Source organism: Klebsiella sp. 2680, from assembly GCF_900198535.1.
GTDB lineage: Bacteria > Pseudomonadota > Gammaproteobacteria > Enterobacterales > Enterobacteriaceae > Klebsiella > Klebsiella indica.
Genome location: NZ_FZNJ01000001.1, coordinates 1,313,416 through 1,327,967, shown reverse-complemented (window position 1 = coordinate 1,327,967; position 14,552 = coordinate 1,313,416). Strand labels below are relative to the sequence as shown.

At 52.2% G+C, this 14,552-nt stretch carries 13 protein-coding genes; 10 read left to right on the top strand and 3 right to left on the bottom strand.

Features of this window, described 5'->3' with window-relative positions; genetic code table 11:
• The first annotated feature begins 181 nt into the window (after window positions 1–181).
• The 3 genes from FN037_RS06290 to FN037_RS06280 all read left to right on the top strand — a co-directional run bounded on the left by FN037_RS06290 (window position 182) and on the right by FN037_RS06280 (window position 2,435).
• Complete coding sequence (locus FN037_RS06290; RefSeq protein ID WP_142501754.1) at window positions 182–1,549, top strand: PTS transporter subunit EIIC; 1,368 nt, start codon at window positions 182–184, stop codon at window positions 1,547–1,549.
• A 416-nt stretch (window positions 1,550–1,965) separates the two neighbouring features.
• The gene (locus tag FN037_RS06285) at window positions 1,966–2,223 is read left to right on the top strand and encodes a hypothetical protein (RefSeq protein ID WP_142501753.1); all 258 of its coding nucleotides are present in this window, start codon (window positions 1,966–1,968) and stop codon (window positions 2,221–2,223) included.
• Window positions 2,220–2,435 (top strand): hypothetical protein, encoded by a 216-nt coding sequence (locus tag FN037_RS06280; RefSeq protein ID WP_138358047.1) that lies wholly within the window; start codon window positions 2,220–2,222, stop codon window positions 2,433–2,435. Before FN037_RS06285 ends, FN037_RS06280 begins: the two co-directional genes overlap by 4 nt.
• A 133-nt stretch (window positions 2,436–2,568) precedes the next feature.
• Here FN037_RS06280 and FN037_RS06275 read toward each other — a convergent pair whose 3' ends face one another.
• Entirely contained in the window at window positions 2,569–3,996 is a 1,428-nt protein-coding gene (locus FN037_RS06275) for a PLP-dependent aminotransferase family protein (RefSeq protein ID WP_142501752.1), read from the bottom strand.
• An 87-nt stretch (window positions 3,997–4,083) separates the two neighbouring features.
• Here FN037_RS06275 and FN037_RS06270 point away from each other — a divergent pair, with 87 nt between their 5' ends.
• A complete protein-coding gene (locus FN037_RS06270; protein ID WP_138358043.1) occupies window positions 4,084–4,698 on the top strand; it encodes a YczE/YyaS/YitT family protein in 615 nt (204 codons plus the stop codon).
• Between the two features lie 72 nt (window positions 4,699–4,770).
• On the opposite strand, the gene FN037_RS06265 is transcribed toward FN037_RS06270, so the two are convergent.
• Window positions 4,771–5,598 carry a nickel/cobalt efflux protein RcnA gene (locus FN037_RS06265; RefSeq protein ID WP_142501751.1) on the bottom strand — a complete coding sequence of 276 codons (828 nt, stop codon included), beginning with the start codon at window positions 5,596–5,598 and terminating at the stop codon, window positions 4,771–4,773.
• A 164-nt stretch (window positions 5,599–5,762) separates the two neighbouring features.
• Between FN037_RS06265 and FN037_RS06260 the strand changes: the two genes are divergently transcribed.
• The gene (locus tag FN037_RS06260) at window positions 5,763–6,035 is read left to right on the top strand and encodes a metal-sensing transcriptional repressor (RefSeq protein WP_138358039.1); all 273 of its coding nucleotides are present in this window, start codon (window positions 5,763–5,765) and stop codon (window positions 6,033–6,035) included.
• A gap of 245 nt (window positions 6,036–6,280) precedes the next feature.
• Here the strand turns inward: FN037_RS06260 and FN037_RS06255 are convergent, their stop codons facing one another.
• The gene (locus FN037_RS06255; RefSeq protein WP_138358037.1) at window positions 6,281–7,390 is read right to left on the bottom strand and encodes an ABC transporter ATP-binding protein; all 1,110 of its coding nucleotides are present in this window, start codon (window positions 7,388–7,390) and stop codon (window positions 6,281–6,283) included.
• 354 nt (window positions 7,391–7,744) lie between these two features.
• Between FN037_RS06255 and FN037_RS06250 the strand changes: the two genes are divergently transcribed.
• From FN037_RS06250 to FN037_RS06230, 5 genes are read left to right on the top strand one after another with little or no spacing between them, the layout of a single operon-like run.
• Window positions 7,745–8,977 carry a maltodextrin ABC transporter substrate-binding protein gene (locus FN037_RS06250; protein ID WP_138358035.1) on the top strand — a complete coding sequence of 411 codons (1,233 nt, stop codon included), beginning with the start codon at window positions 7,745–7,747 and terminating at the stop codon, window positions 8,975–8,977.
• A gap of 55 nt (window positions 8,978–9,032) precedes the next feature.
• Window positions 9,033–10,340, top strand: a complete 1,308-nt coding sequence (locus FN037_RS06245; RefSeq protein WP_142501750.1) for a carbohydrate ABC transporter permease — start codon at window positions 9,033–9,035, stop codon at window positions 10,338–10,340.
• Between the two features lie 10 nt (window positions 10,341–10,350).
• Window positions 10,351–11,202: a sugar ABC transporter permease gene (locus tag FN037_RS06240; protein WP_138358031.1), complete on the top strand. Its 852-nt coding sequence runs from the start codon at window positions 10,351–10,353 to the stop codon at window positions 11,200–11,202.
• Between the two features lie 4 nt (window positions 11,203–11,206).
• Entirely contained in the window at window positions 11,207–12,409 is a 1,203-nt protein-coding gene (locus FN037_RS06235; protein ID WP_138358029.1) for an arabinogalactan endo-beta-1,4-galactanase, read from the top strand.
• A gap of 31 nt (window positions 12,410–12,440) precedes the next feature.
• Window positions 12,441–14,498, top strand: a complete 2,058-nt coding sequence (locus FN037_RS06230; RefSeq protein ID WP_142501749.1) for a beta-galactosidase — start codon at window positions 12,441–12,443, stop codon at window positions 14,496–14,498.
• Window positions 14,499–14,552: the final 54 nt, after the last annotated feature.

Genomic DNA, 14,552 nt, shown 5'->3' with positions numbered 1-14,552 from the left:
GGTAAGTTATTTTTGTTTAATTTAATTAAAAACCATACCAATTTTATTTTTATCGGGCTTTTTATGGCTTATTGATGGTGATTTGTGATGGAGTTCATGTTTTATTGGTTTGTTTTGAATGTCGACTTTCTCTACCCTTTTGGGCAGATATTAAAACGACAATATTCCTGCAGGAGCATTTATGGGGACGCAAGAAGCCATTACTAATATTATTCGTCTGGTCGGCGGACAGGATAATATCAACAATGTCTGGCACTGTATGACGCGCTTACGCTTTGATCTGGTTGATGATAATAAAGTTGATCAACACGCGATTAAGGCACTACCGGGCGTGCTTGGCGCGCAACTGCAAAGCGATCAGTTTCAGATTGTTATCGGACCGAAGGTAAATAGCTGGTATGAGCAAATGCTGACGGTGCTGGGAAAAGCGCCGCAAAACGAGACGCCTATTCAACGGCGCAAAAGTCTGGTATCGCTGTTTATGGATACGGTTTCCGGGGTGTTTGGTCCCATCGTGCCAGCGATTGCCGGTGCCGGGATGATAAAGGGCCTGCTGGCCGGGTTGATTGCTCTGAATGTGGTCTCGGCGAAAAGCGATACCGTGGTGGTGATTGACCTGATAGCCAGTGGCGTTTTTTATTTTCTGCCATTTTTCCTCGCCGTATCGGCGGCGAAAATTTTCAAAACCAATGAATATCTGGCGGCGGCAGTGGCTGCCTGTTTGATGTATCCATCGCTGATCGATGCTGCAAAGGCGCTGGCGTCGCATCAGGAAGGGGCGGTGAGCGCCTTCTGGTTACTCAACGCGATACCGGTTTCGGTATTTAACTATGCCGCAAGCGTTATTCCGGTGATTTTCTCCATTCTGGCGTTGAGTTATATTCACCGCTGGGTGGACAGGATCATGCCGGACGTATTAAAGACGGTCTTCACGCCGACGCTGACGCTGTTTCTCGCGGCGCTGGCGGCACTGGTGGTTATCGGGCCGATTGGGATCTGGTTGGGTAAAGTGCTGGCCTTGTTTATTCAGGGGTTATTTGGTATTTCAGCCAGTTTTGCCGGGCTGGTTGTGGGGGCGATTCGGCCGATCGCTATTCTTACCGGTATGCATCACGCAATGACGCCCATTGCGTTGCAAAACTTTAGCGAGCAGGGCTATGACATGTTGATGCCGATGATGTTTATGGCGAATATGGCGATTGCCGGGTCGACGTTCGCTATCTGGCGGATAAGTAACAACCGTCAGGACAAAACGGTGACGCTATCGGCGGCAATCTCCGCACTGTTGGGCATTACGGAGCCTGCGTTGTTTGGCGTCCTGACGCGTTATAAAAAAGCGTTTATTGCCGCGACGGTAGCAAGCTCGCTGGCCTCTGCATTTATTGCTTTCTTCGGGGTCCGGCTGTATGGCTATATTTTGTCGAGTATCTTTAGCCTGCCAGCGTATATTGGCCCGTATTTTGTTTTTGCCCTCTCCGGCGTGGCGATCGCGCTGCTGCTTTCTTTCCTGTTAACCACTGTACTGGTAGGTAAAGACACAGTGGAGTAGCTTGACGCTGGTGCGCCTGTTGGCGCGCCAGACGAATGCTCGCTATCTCTTCACCTTCAGTCATCGTCAGTGAGTTATTGCCCTTTGCTGCACGGGGCGGCCTGTGATTTTGTTGGCTATTCCGACGTGGCGCCTGTTTTAATATCGTTATGTATTTTTATGTAGGGAACAGCGTTGCGGTCATGCATGCTGTTTCTGTTCATGTGGATGTGTCTGGCGAAGAAAAGGCCACACAACGCCCGTGTCATAAATTTGAAATTTAAATGACATCTTATTGTCATCTTAATGTCATATATAACGTGCAGATTATTGATGGGAAAATGTTGTCGGGTATAAGCTAAAAATATATCTCTGGATTAGCATGTTAACTTCGTGTATTAATTCTATGATGATTTTATTTCACGGGAAGCGTGATTATGACCACAGTAGTTCTGAACGTAAAAATTGATAGCGAGTTAAAAGAAAAACTCCGTCAGTATGCGGAAGAAAATAACGAAAACTTAGGAACGGCCACGGAAAAACTGCTGCAGTTAGCCTTTCAGGTAGCAGAATCAGCAGGTGAACTGGCGGTTTCAGAAGAAGATATCGATAACCAGCATGTCGAAGAGGAAACCTCTCCGTTAACCCCTAAAGAAATCAAGGCACTACGCAAAATCCTGAAGAAGAAAAAATGAAACAACAACTCTCTACAGCCAGTAATTATAGCGAAGCCTGTGACATGCTCCGTTCCGGGTACGTTAAACACGTGCGTTTGAACTGGAATATTGGTAGTGATGAGTTCTTTCGCCTTGCCTCCGACTGGTGTGATACAGGGGCTAAAATTAAAAAGGATGGAGACGGCTTTATTATTTCGCTAAAGGGATTTCCAATCCCACGCCAGCATTAATGGAATTATCTCGCTTTTGTCATCGCACTGACATTTTTCGATGACAAGGTTGAAACGCAATTTTATAAAAACATCTCGCAAGTATCATCGATGATGATTTTTGACGGGCTGGCACCAGCCCGTCGATATTTTATTAGATGATTTTCCTGATGCGGAAATGTGTTTTCTGTTCTGTGAGGCTATGCCATATCGGCTGCAGGGTATTAAAAGCCCTGCGCAGCTCTTCGTCCGACAGCGTAAAAGGTAAACGCAAATAACGGTCAAAGGCGCCAGCCAGACCAAATCGGGTTCCTGTCCCAATGTGAATGCCGTGACTTTCCGCGCGCGCGGAGAAGATCGTTGCCAGCATCTCCGGCAATTCAACCCAAAACGAGAGCCCGCCCTCCGGCGGCGTGAAGCGCCAGTGAGGAAAATACTCCGCCATTAGCGCACCGCACATATCCCGGCGGGCTGCCAGCATGTTTCGTCGCAATGGCAACAGGGAATGCTCGTTTTCCAGTAGCCAGCAGCAGGCTAGCTGTTCCAGCAATGGCGTGCCGAGATCGAGAGCGTCGCGCGCCTGAATTAATGAGGCAATTGTTCGCGAAGAGGCGCGGATCCAGCCGATGCGCAGGCCGCCCCAAAAACTTTTCCCCGCAGAGCCGATAGTGATTATCGGTGCGTCGACATTGAACGTTGCCAGCGGCGGCGGCGGTGGCGCGTCATACCATAAATCAACCATTGTTTCGTCCACCACCAGCGTGGTGTGGGTTTGTGCGGCGATATTGGCTACCCGCTGACGGGTGATGCTGTCCATACAGCGACCTGTGGGGTTATGGAAGTCCGGCATCAGCCAGGCCAGCCGTGGCGACGTTTGCGCAATCGTTGCCGCTAAACCGTCGCAGTCCCAGCCCTGCTGCGGTAACGCAACGCCAACCGGGCGGCAGTGCGCCCCCTGAATCGCGCTAATGGCCATGGGGTAAGTTGGCGCATCCACCACGACGCGATCCCCTGGCCCGGTTAATAAACGCAGCGCCAGCGCGAATCCGCTGAGCGCTCCATTGACGATCATCACTTCATCGCTACGTGTCGGCAGGCCGCGTTGGTTATAGCGGCTGGCGATTGCGGCGCGCAGCTGCGGTAGCCCCTGTTGATCGTAACCGGTGTTCGCTAAATGCTGCGGCATGATTTTGAGGGCCTGGCGGTAGGCCTGATGAATCTCTGGCCCGGCGCTAAGCGCGGCGACGGCCAAATTGATGGATAACGGGGCCGGGTTTTCCGCTGTCGTCTCCATCGGTCGTTCCGGCAGGGCAATACGCGAACCGCTTCCCTGGCGGCTGTAAAGGTAGCCCTCTTCTCGTAGTTGTCCGAGCGCGCTGGCAACGGTGGTACGGCTGATATTCAGGGATGCCGCCAGTTCACGCTCGCCGGGCAGACGGGTTTCCAGCGGCAGACGGCCATCGAGGATCAGCAGGCGTAACGCTTCCGCCAGTTGACGCCAGAGCGGTGTACGAGAGTGAGATTCCTGCCAGTTGCCGAGCAGGCGTACCAGTGACTGAGAACCAAAGCGACGAGCAGACATAGCGATCCACTTTTTAAAAACTGGCCATTAATTATCAATCCATTTTTACTGATGATGTGGATGATCGCAATTGTCCTGAGGTGAAAAATGATCCGTCGTTTATTGCAGCTTTATATTGGTCTGGTTCTGTATGGCGTATCGACCGCGTTATTTGTGCATGCCAGCCTGGGGGCCGATCCGTGGGATGTGTTTCACCTTGGTATTGGCAAGCAGTTCCGTCTGGATTTCGGTACGGTCATGATTCTGACGGGGGCGGCAGTGCTGCTGCTGTGGATCCCGCTACGCCAAATGCCGGGGCTGGGAACGGTGAGCAATGTGATTGTGCTGGGGCTGGCAGCAAATGCCACTCTGGCGATGTTGCCGCCGCTGGAATCGCTGGTGGCACGCAGTCTGTTGCTGGTAGCGGCTATTGTGCTCAATGCGCTGGCGACGGGGATGTATATTGGCGCAGGTTTTGGCCCCGGGCCACGTGATGGCCTGATGACGGGCCTGCATGCGCGTACCGGCTGGTCGTTGCGCGGCATTCGTACGGTAATTGAAGTTTCCGTCCTGCTGATTGGCTGGCTGATGGGCGGTAATTTTGGCCCGGGAACCGTGCTTTATGCTTTAACGATTGGGCCGCTGATCCAACTGTGCCTGCCGTGGTTTCGCCAGCCCATAGCGGGTAAAGCGCTGGCAAAACCCGATGAGGCGGTTTCCTGATTTTACGCTGTCAGCGGGTACAGAAGCTGACCTGCCGAATCTCCGGAAAACCTGTTGATGCCGGGAAGGCAACTACAGGTTATTCCAGCCATAAAACAGCATATATAAGCCCAGCGCCATAATCAGCGTGCCGGAAATCCATGGCGCTTTGTGGGACAGGGCGTTCAGACCGGGCCAACGATTAGCGACATGCCTGAGACTCAGGGCGGCAATCGCTCCAGAGGCCACTAAGGTGAGCGCAAGCCCGACGCTAAAACTTAGCACCAGGGTGGCGCCCAGCGAGAATTTTTTCAGTTGCAGGCAGATAAGCAGGACGGTAATTGACGCCGGGCAGGGGATGAGCCCGCCCGTTAGCCCGAACAGCATAATCTGCCCGGTGGTGGCTCGCTGACTGTTAAAACGACGATTAATTTCTTCAGCGTGCGCGCGCTGGTGAGCATCCTGCTGGCGATCGGCGGCGATCAGCGGATGTTGATGAGTATGGGGATTGTGTCCATGCGGATGATCGTGATGATGGTGCTCATGCTCATGCTCATGCTCATGCTCATGCTCATGCGAGTGAGATACCAGCCAGGTACGCCACAGCATCCAGCAGGAAATTAACACGATGAGTATCCCGGAGATCAACTGAAACCAGGGTTCTGATGTTTGCGCATTCCAGCCGCGGCCAAACCACAGCCCCGCCATTGCCACCAGCCAGACCACCGCCGTATGCGACACTGTCGCCGCTAAGCCCAGAAGTACAGCCTGTTTCAGCGTGCCGCGCACTGCCACAATAAATGCCGCCATCATGGTTTTCGAGTGTCCGGGCTCAAGGCCATGCAGCGCACCTAATAGAATCGCTCCGGGGATAAACAGCCAGGCATTGCCCTGTTGCAGCAGTAACGTGAAATCGTTCATATGGCGTTCCTTGACAAACGTGACTGTATACTACTCCCCCCCAGTACGCTAATACTACCCCCCAGTAGAAAAATACTCCGGGGGAGTAGGGCGTGTTATGCTGTTCTCATTGGATACTGTGTTGTCAGTGAAAATGACCTATTAATCAAACCGTGGATCGCGTCATGTCACATACCGTTCGTCACAAGAAGATGTTATTGACCAGATTGAAGAAAATTCAGGGGCAAAGCACCGCTCTGGAAAAAATGCTCAATCGGGAGCATGAGTGTGCAGAGGTTTTGCAGCAGCTGGCGGCGATTCGCGGCGCGGTTAACGGTATGATGCTGCAGGTCATCCAGGGGCATTTAACAGACCATGTGGTTAAAGAGCCGGAAGAAGGCCAGCGTGAAGCTGACCTTGACGTGGTGATGCAGGTGATAAAATCCTATCTGAAATAGCATCAGGTCCGGAGTTGTTCAGGGGCGTCGGATCCGACAACCCACGGGACGCGTGGCGTCTTTGATCGCAAAGCCGTCTTCGGGGACGGCGCGCCCGACCAACGCGGAGCCGCTTGCGCCGTTTTTGGCTTTTTCCCTTCGGCGATGGTCGCCAGATTAAGTGCTTCCTTACCGTCGCTATGTATTGTGAATACGTGGCGCATATTCCTGTGCTCAAGCGCAGTCACGATAATCAGACACTGCGTTTAATGGGCATCAGGTGCGGCGATATCGGCGCTAATCCGTTGATCATTTTCGTCGAACACCATGCAGTAGCGATCGTCAAACGCAACGCTGATTTTCTGCCAGGGCTGGAAATGAACGTCGCCGGGCAACAGAACTTTGACGTTATCGTGGCCATAGCACTGGCCGAACAGATAGGTATTGTTGCCCAGTCTCTCAACGACTTCACATTGAAACTCGACAACGGTACCAATATTTACATCCGTTGAAAGGTGTTCAGGACGAATACCAAGCGTAACGGAAGCACCCGGTTGTAACGGTGATGTGGTGATATGGAGCGTCAGATGGTGGTCTTGCGCCATCTTCACGCTAAGTTGATCGGGTTGCCAGGCGGTCACCGTTGCGGGCAGGAAGTTCATTTTGGGCGAACCGATAAATCCGGCGACGAACTTATTCACCGGGTTGTAATACAGCGACATCGGTGAACCCGTCTGCTCTACTTTCCCGTAGTTCATCACGACGATTTTATCGGCCAGGGTCATCGCTTCGACCTGATCGTGGGTCACATAAACCATCGTGGTCTTGAGTTCATGATGGAGTTTGGCGATATGCAGACGCATCTCAACACGCAGTTCAGCATCAAGGTTGGAGAGCGGTTCGTCAAACATAAACACCCGCGGATTGCGCACAATGGCGCGACCAATTGCCACGCGTTGACGCTGGCCACCAGAAAGTTGTTTCGGTTTACGATCTAATAAATGAGAGAGTTGCAGCGTTTTTGCGACCATTTCAACCTGACGGCGAATGTCATCTTTTGGCACTTTGTTGACCTTCAGACCATAACCCATATTTTCCGCCACCGTCATATGCGGATAGAGCGCATAGGACTGGAATACCATGGCGACGCCGCGATGTGCCGGAACGACGTCATTCATCACCTCATCGCCAATCAGCACCTCACCGTCGCTGACCTCTTCCAGCCCGGCGATCATCCGCAGGAGAGTGGATTTACCACAGCCGGATGGGCCCACGAATACCGCAAATTCGCCATCTTCAATATCAAGGTTTATCTGATGCAGCGTCACTGTACTGCCGAACCGTTTAGTGACATTCCTCAGTCGTATATTGGACATCAACATTCCCCAGGTTAGTAGCCGTTGTTTGCCGTTGGGATTTGGACTGTAAACTGTTTTTTGTATAACGTATAACAACTCAGCCTGACGATGCTCAACGACACTAAAATCATGCACTGACTATAACTTCCAGATTTTTCGCGCCCTATATTGAAGTTTCATTTCTGTAATCATGATCACACAACTGGCAGCTTTTAGTGGTTTTATTGGTATTCAAAGCGTAGCGTATAACAAATCAAAGATAACGAGATTGTTGTTCATGAATCGCTATTTCTCAATTGATTAAGCGATTAACCGAAGTCACACTTCACAATTAAAACCATTAAATTGTTATACCTTCACATGAGGTTGATAATGAAAAAGAACACTCTTGCTGCACTGATCCTTACTGCCCTGACTGCCGGGCAACTCGCGAGCGTGCAGGCGCACGCGGCCGGACAGCTAAACGTTTGGGAAGACATTAAAAAAGCCGATGGTATTAAAGCCGCGGTGAGCGATTTTGAAAAGCAGTTCAACGTCAAGGTTAACGTACAGGAGATGCCCTACGCCCAGCAGTTGGAAAAGCTGCGTCTTGATGGACCGGCAGGGATCGGGCCGGATGTGTTGGTGATCCCTAATGACCAGTTAGGTGGCGCGGTTGTCCAGGGGCTGCTGTCTCCTTTGACGATGGATAAAGCAAAGCAGGCGGCCTTTACGCCGGCATCAATCAACGCCTTCCGGATGGATAACGTGCTTTATGGCGTGCCGAAAGCGGTGGAAACCCTGGTACTGATTTATAACAAAGACCTGATCGACAAACCGCTGGATAGCCTGCAGGCGTGGTTCGACTATTCGAAAAAACAGCGTGATGCGGGCAAATACGGCCTGTTGGCGAAATTTGACCAGATCTACTACAGCTGGGGTGTTATCGCCCCAATGGGCGGTTATATCTTTGGCAAAAACGATAAGGGCGGTTTCAACCCGCAGGATATTGGCCTGAACAAGCCTGGCGCGGTGGAAGCGGTGACCTTCCTGAAAAAATTCTACACCGATAAGGTTTTCCCGGCAGGGATCCTCGGCGATAACGGGCTGAATGCCATCGACTCGCTGTTTACCGAGAAGAAAGCGGCGGCGGTCATCAATGGTCCGTGGGCTTTCCAGCCCTATGAAGCGGCAGGGATTAACTATGGCGTTGTTCCGCTGCCAATGCTGCCGGATGGCAAGCCAATGAGCTCCTTCCTCGGCGTGAAAGGCTATGTGGTGTCGACCTGGAGTAAAGATAAAGCGCTGGCGCAGAAGTTCATCGAATTTATCAACCAGCCGCAGTATGTGAAAGCGCGTTACATCGCCACGGGCGAAATCCCGCCGTTGAAATCGATGATCGACGATCCGGTGATTAAGAATGATGAAAAGGCCAGCGCGGTGGCGGTGCAGTCTGCGCGGGCAACGGCAATGCCGGGGATCCCGGAAATGGGTGAAGTCTGGGGGCCGGCCAATGCCGCGCTGGAGCTGAGCCTGACCGGTAAACAGGAGCCGAAGGCGGCGCTTGATAGCGCAGTGAAGCAGATCAAGATGCAAATCGAAGCGATGCAGGCCAGCAATCAGTAACCAGGTGATGTAACAGAACGGGAGGAGGGCCTCCCGTTTTTAGAAGGAGTGGTGTGTGATTATCAATCCCAGCGAAAATATTGCCGAGGCGCGTGGCGCGGGACGCCATGCGTGGTGCGGCCTGTTGCTGGCTATCGTGCCGGGCTTTGGACAGTTTTATCACCGCCAGTGGCTGAAGGGGATTGTCTTCCTGGCGCTGCTGAGCAGTTTTATGCGCATTTTTTATGATTTTCTCAGCGAAGGCCTGTGGGGGTTATACACCTTAGGTGAAGAGGTGCCGCGGGATAACTCTATTTTTCTGCTGGCGGAAGGGATCATCAGCGTACTGGTTATCGCCTTCGGTCTGCTTATCTATTTTCTCTCGCTGCGTGATGCGTGGGTAAATGGCAAAAAACGCGATGAAGGCCTGGCGCTGAATAGCGTACGTAAACAGTATCAAATGCTGCTTAGCGACGGTTTTCCTTATCTGATGATCACGCCTGGCTTTATTTTGCTGGTGTTTGTCGTCATTTTCCCGATTCTGTTCGGTTTCGCGATCGCGTTTACTAACTACAACCTTTATCACACGCCGCCAGCGAAGCTGGTGGACTGGGTGGGATTCAAAAATTTCATCAATATTTTTACCCTGTCCATCTGGCGCTCAACCTTCTTTGACGTGCTGCAATGGACGGTCGTATGGACGCTGCTGGCGACAACGTTGCAATGCACCGTCGGTGTACTGCTGGCGATTCTGGTCAACCAGAAAGATCTGCGCTTTAAACCAATGATTCGCACGATTTTTATCCTGCCGTGGGCAGTGCCAGGGTTTGTCACGATTCTGGTTTTTGCCGGGATGTTCAACGATTCATTCGGGGTGATTAATAACGCGATATTGTCGTTCCTGGATATCAGTCCGAAGGCGTGGCTGACCGACCCGTTCTGGACCAGGACTGCGCTGATCATGATGCAGACCTGGCTTGGCTTCCCGTTTGTTTTCGCCATGACCACCGGCGTACTGCAGGCGATCCCGGACGATCTCTATGAAGCGGCCACTATGGATGGCGCCAGTGCATTTACCCGCCTGCGGACCATTACGCTGCCGCTGGTGCTGTACTCCATTGCGCCGATCATCATCACGCAATACACCTTCAATTTTAACAACTTCAACATTATCTATCTGTTCAACAACGGCGGCCCGGCGGTGGCGGGGTCTAATGCCGGCGGCACGGATATTCTGGTGTCGTGGATCTACAAATTAACGATGTCGTCTTCGCAATACGCCATCGCGGCCACCATTACGATCCTGCTGTCGATTTTTGTCGTCGGTCTGGCGTTGTGGCAGTTCCGCGCCACTAAATCCTTTAAAAATGACGATATGGCGTAAGGGAAGCAACATGGCTAAAGCACCGAGTATTAAACGCGAAAAGTGGATTCGTCTGTCACTTACCTGGCTGGTGGTCATCCTGGTGTCGACGATCATTATTTATCCGCTGATCTGGACGGTAGGGGCGTCGCTGAACGCCGGGAATAGTTTGCTGAGCACATCAATAATCCCGGAAAACCTGTCGTTTCAGCATTATGAGGATTTGTTCAACGGTAATGTGAATTATCTGACCTGGTACTGGAATTCGATGAAGATCAGTTTCATGACCATGGTGCTGACGTTAATCAGCGTCAGTTTCACCGCCTATGCGTTCTCCCGCTTTCGTTTTAAAGGGCGACAGAATGGGCTGATGCTGTTTTTGCTATTGCAGATGATCCCGCAGTTCTCAGCGCTGATTGCGATCTTTGTTCTTTCGCAACTGCTGGGGCTGATCAACAGCCACCTGGCGCTGGTGCTGATCTACGTTGGCGGCATGATCCCGATGAATACCTGGCTAATGAAAGGTTATCTGGATGCGATCCCAAAAGATCTGGACGAGTCGGCGCGGATGGATGGCGCCAGCAGTTTTCGTATTTTTATCGAAATTATCATGCCGCTGTCGAAGCCGATTCTGGCGGTCGTTGCGCTGTTTTCGTTCACCGGCCCGCTGGGGGATTTCATTCTCTCCAGCACCATCCTGCGTACGCCGGATAAGTACACGCTGCCGATTGGCCTGTATAACCTGGTCGCGCAGAAGATGGGGGCCAGCTATACCACCTACGCGGCGGGAGCGGTGCTGATTGCTGTCCCGGTCGCGATTTTGTATCTGGCGCTCCAAAAATACTTTGTTTCCGGTCTGACCTCCGGTAGTACAAAAGGATAATCCCATGAAAAAATTCCCTCCCGTATGGTTTGCTGTTGCTCTGGCATGCTCATTTTCCGCCACTACGCTTGCGGAAGAGACGCTGCAAACCAGGCCGTTTAGCAACATGCCTGCCGATTTTATTAAAGGCGCGGATATCTCCACGCTGCTGGATGCTGAAAAATACGGCGCAAAGTTCTTTAACCACAATAATCAGCCTGAAGACCCGATCGCGATTCTGAAGGCTGATGGTGTGAATTATGTTCGCCTGCGGTTGTGGGTTGATCCTAAAGATGCTCAGGGCCAGCGTTATGGCGGCGGGGATAACGATCTGGCGACGACGCTGGCGCTGGCGAAGCGCGCAAAAGCCCAGGGGATGAAGTTGCTGCTCGATTTTCACTACAGTGATTTCTGGACCGATCCAGGCAAACAGTTCAAACCGAAAGCCTGGGAAAAAATGGATTATCCACAGCTGAAAACCGCGATCCACGACTATACCCGTGACACGATCGCGCGCTTTAAGCAGGAGGGCGTACTGCCGGATATGGTGCAGATCGGCAACGAAATCAATGGCGGCATACTGTGGCCGGAAGGAAAAAGCTGGGGGCAGGGCGGCGGTGAGTTCGATCGTCTGGCAGGGCTGCTTAATGCCGCTATCAGCGGCCTGAAGGAAAATCTTACTCACGGTGAGAAGGTAAAAATCATGCTCCATCTGGCTGAAGGGACCAAAAATGACACCTTCCGCTGGTGGTTTGATGAAATCAGCAAACGCAATGTGCCTTATGACATTATCGGCCTGTCGATGTACACCTACTGGAATGGTCCGATTAGCGCGCTGAAAGCCAATATGGATGATATCAGTCAGCGCTATCATAAAGACGTGATTGTTGTCGAAGCCGCGTATGCTTATACCCTGAAGAACTGCGATAACGCCGAAAACAGTTTTCAGGCAAAAGAGGAAAAGGCCGGGGGTTACCCTGCTACCGTCCAGGGGCAATACAATTATATTCATGACTTAATGCAGGCGGTAGCTGATGTTCCGGATCATCGGGGCAAAGGTATTTTTTATTGGGAGCCGACGTGGATTGCCGTACCGGGAAATACCTGGGCGACGCCTGCCGGTATGAAATATATCCACGATGAGTGGAAAGAGGGTAATGCGCGGGAAAATCAGGCGCTATTTGATTGCCAGGGAAAAGCATTGCCATCATTGAAAGTGTTTAATTAATTATTCAGCTTTATATTTCAGGATGTTTATTATGAAGAAATTTTCGCCTTTGAGCCCGAAGGTCAATGCGCTATTGCATGGCGCCGACTATAATCCGGAGCAGTGGGAGAACTACCCCGATATTATTGATAAAGATATTGCCATGATGCAGCAGGCAAAATGTAATGTCATGTCGGTGGGAATATTTAGCTGGGCGAAACTGGAACCTCAGGAAGGCGTATTTGAATTTGGCTGGCTGGATAATATTCTTGATAAATTGTATGCCGCTGGCATTCATGTGTTTCTCGCCACCCCAAGCGGTGCGCGCCCGGCGTGGATGTCGCAAAAGTACCCTCAGGTGCTGCGCGTAGGCCGCGATCGCGTACCGGCGCTGCACGGCGGACGTCATAATCACTGTATGTCATCGCCGGTTTATCGCGAGAAAACCTTGAAAATCAATACGCTGCTGGCAGAGCGTTATTCTCATCATCCGGCGGTACTGGGCTGGCATATTTCCAACGAATATGGCGGCGAGTGCCACTGTGATCTGTGCCAGCAGCGATTCCGCGACTGGCTGCAAGCGCGCTACAAAACGCTGGATAACCTCAATCATGCCTGGTGGAGCACTTTCTGGAGCCATACTTATAGCGACTGGTCGCAGATTGAATCTCCGGCTCCGCAGGGGGAGATCTCAATTCATGGCCTCAACCTTGACTGGCATCGTTTCAATACCGCGCAGGTGACTGACTTCTGTCGTCATGAAATCGCCCCGCTGAAAGCGGCGAATGCCGACCTGCCGGTCACAACCAACTTCATGGAGTATTTCTACGATTACGACTACTGGCAACTGGCGCAGACGCTGGACTTTATCTCATGGGACAGTTATCCCATGTGGCACCGTGATAAAGACGAAACCACGCTGGCCTGCTACACCGCCATGTATCACGACATGATGCGCAGCCTGAAAGGGGGGAAACCGTTTGTATTGATGGAATCCACGCCGAGCACGACCAACTGGCAGCCGACCAGTAAGCTGAAGAAGCCGGGAATGCATATTCTCTCTTCCCTGCAGGCGGTGGCGCACGGCGCGGATTCAGTGCAGTATTTTCAGTGGCGCAAGAGTCGCGGTTCGGTGGAGAAGTTTCATGGTGCGGTTATCGACCATGTCGGCCATCTGGACACGCGCGTGGGCCGTGAAGTCACTAAACTCGGTGATATGTTAAGCAAGCTCCAGGGCGTGGTGGGGTGCAGAACAGAGGCTAAAGTCGCGATTATTTTCGACCAGCAAAACCGCTGGGCGCTGGATGATGCGCAGGGGCCGCGTAATCTCGGCATGGAGTATGAAAATACCGTCAACGAGCACTACCGTCCGTTCTGGGAACAGGGTATCGCGGTTGATATTATCGATGCTGACGTTGATCTGAGCGCTTATCAACTGGTCATTGCGCCGATGTTATATATGGTTCGCGACGGCTTTGCCGAACGTGCCGAGGCGTTTGTGGCTAACGGCGGCCATTTAGTGACAACATACTGGACGGGGATTGTTAACGAATCGGACCTGTGCCATCTCGGTGGTTTCCCTGGCCCGCTACGTAAATTGCTGGGTATCTGGGCGGAGGAGATCGACTGTCTGAATGATGGTGAACGTAATCTTGTGCAGGGGCTGGCTGGCAATGAAGGCGGATTGCAGGGACCGTATCAGGTACGCCATCTGTGTGAACTGATTCATACCGAAACGGCGCAACCGCTGGCGACCTACCGCGATGATTTTTACGCAGGAAGACCGGCGGTCACCGTGAACCACTTCGGCAAGGGCAAGGCCTGGCATGTGGCTTCGCGCAACGATCTGGCCTTCCAGCGGGATCTCTTTGCCACTCTCAGCGAAGAACTGGCGCTGCCGCGTGCGGTTGAAGTCGAATTCCCGCCAGGCGTGGTGGCGACCGCGCGTACCGATGGTGAAACCACGTACGTATTCCTGCAAAACTTCAGCGCACAGCAGCATAGCGTAACCCTGCTGCAGGGCTATCAGGATAGTCTTACCGCGACGGCGCTGAATGGGCCGTTAACGTTAAATGCATGGGATTGTCGTGTCCTTAGCCGTAACGCGTAATTTTTCTTTACCCGCGCCTGCCCCTGAGAGCAGGCGTTTTTTTATCTGTCTGTC

Bases quoted from the DNA above. Each gene is read 5' to 3' on its own strand.
- FN037_RS06265 (WP_142501751.1), bottom strand. From the start codon at position 5,598: ATGAACGATTTCACGTTACTGCTGCAACAGGGCAATGCCTGGCTGTTT.
- FN037_RS06260 (WP_138358039.1), top strand. From the start codon at position 5,763: ATGTCACATACCGTTCGTCACAAGAAGATGTTATTGACCAGATTGAAG.
- FN037_RS06280 (WP_138358047.1), top strand. From the start codon at position 2,220: ATGAAACAACAACTCTCTACAGCCAGTAATTATAGCGAAGCCTGTGAC.
- FN037_RS06290 (WP_142501754.1), top strand. From the start codon at position 182: ATGGGGACGCAAGAAGCCATTACTAATATTATTCGTCTGGTCGGCGGA.
- FN037_RS06230 (WP_142501749.1), top strand. From the start codon at position 12,441: ATGAAGAAATTTTCGCCTTTGAGCCCGAAGGTCAATGCGCTATTGCAT.
- FN037_RS06285 (WP_142501753.1), top strand. From the start codon at position 1,966: ATGACCACAGTAGTTCTGAACGTAAAAATTGATAGCGAGTTAAAAGAA.
- FN037_RS06240 (WP_138358031.1), top strand. From the start codon at position 10,351: ATGGCTAAAGCACCGAGTATTAAACGCGAAAAGTGGATTCGTCTGTCA.
- FN037_RS06250 (WP_138358035.1), top strand. From the start codon at position 7,745: ATGAAAAAGAACACTCTTGCTGCACTGATCCTTACTGCCCTGACTGCC.
- FN037_RS06255 (WP_138358037.1), bottom strand. From the start codon at position 7,390: ATGTCCAATATACGACTGAGGAATGTCACTAAACGGTTCGGCAGTACA.
- FN037_RS06270 (WP_138358043.1), top strand. From the start codon at position 4,084: ATGATCCGTCGTTTATTGCAGCTTTATATTGGTCTGGTTCTGTATGGC.
- FN037_RS06235 (WP_138358029.1), top strand. From the start codon at position 11,207: ATGAAAAAATTCCCTCCCGTATGGTTTGCTGTTGCTCTGGCATGCTCA.
- FN037_RS06275 (WP_142501752.1), bottom strand. From the start codon at position 3,996: ATGTCTGCTCGTCGCTTTGGTTCTCAGTCACTGGTACGCCTGCTCGGC.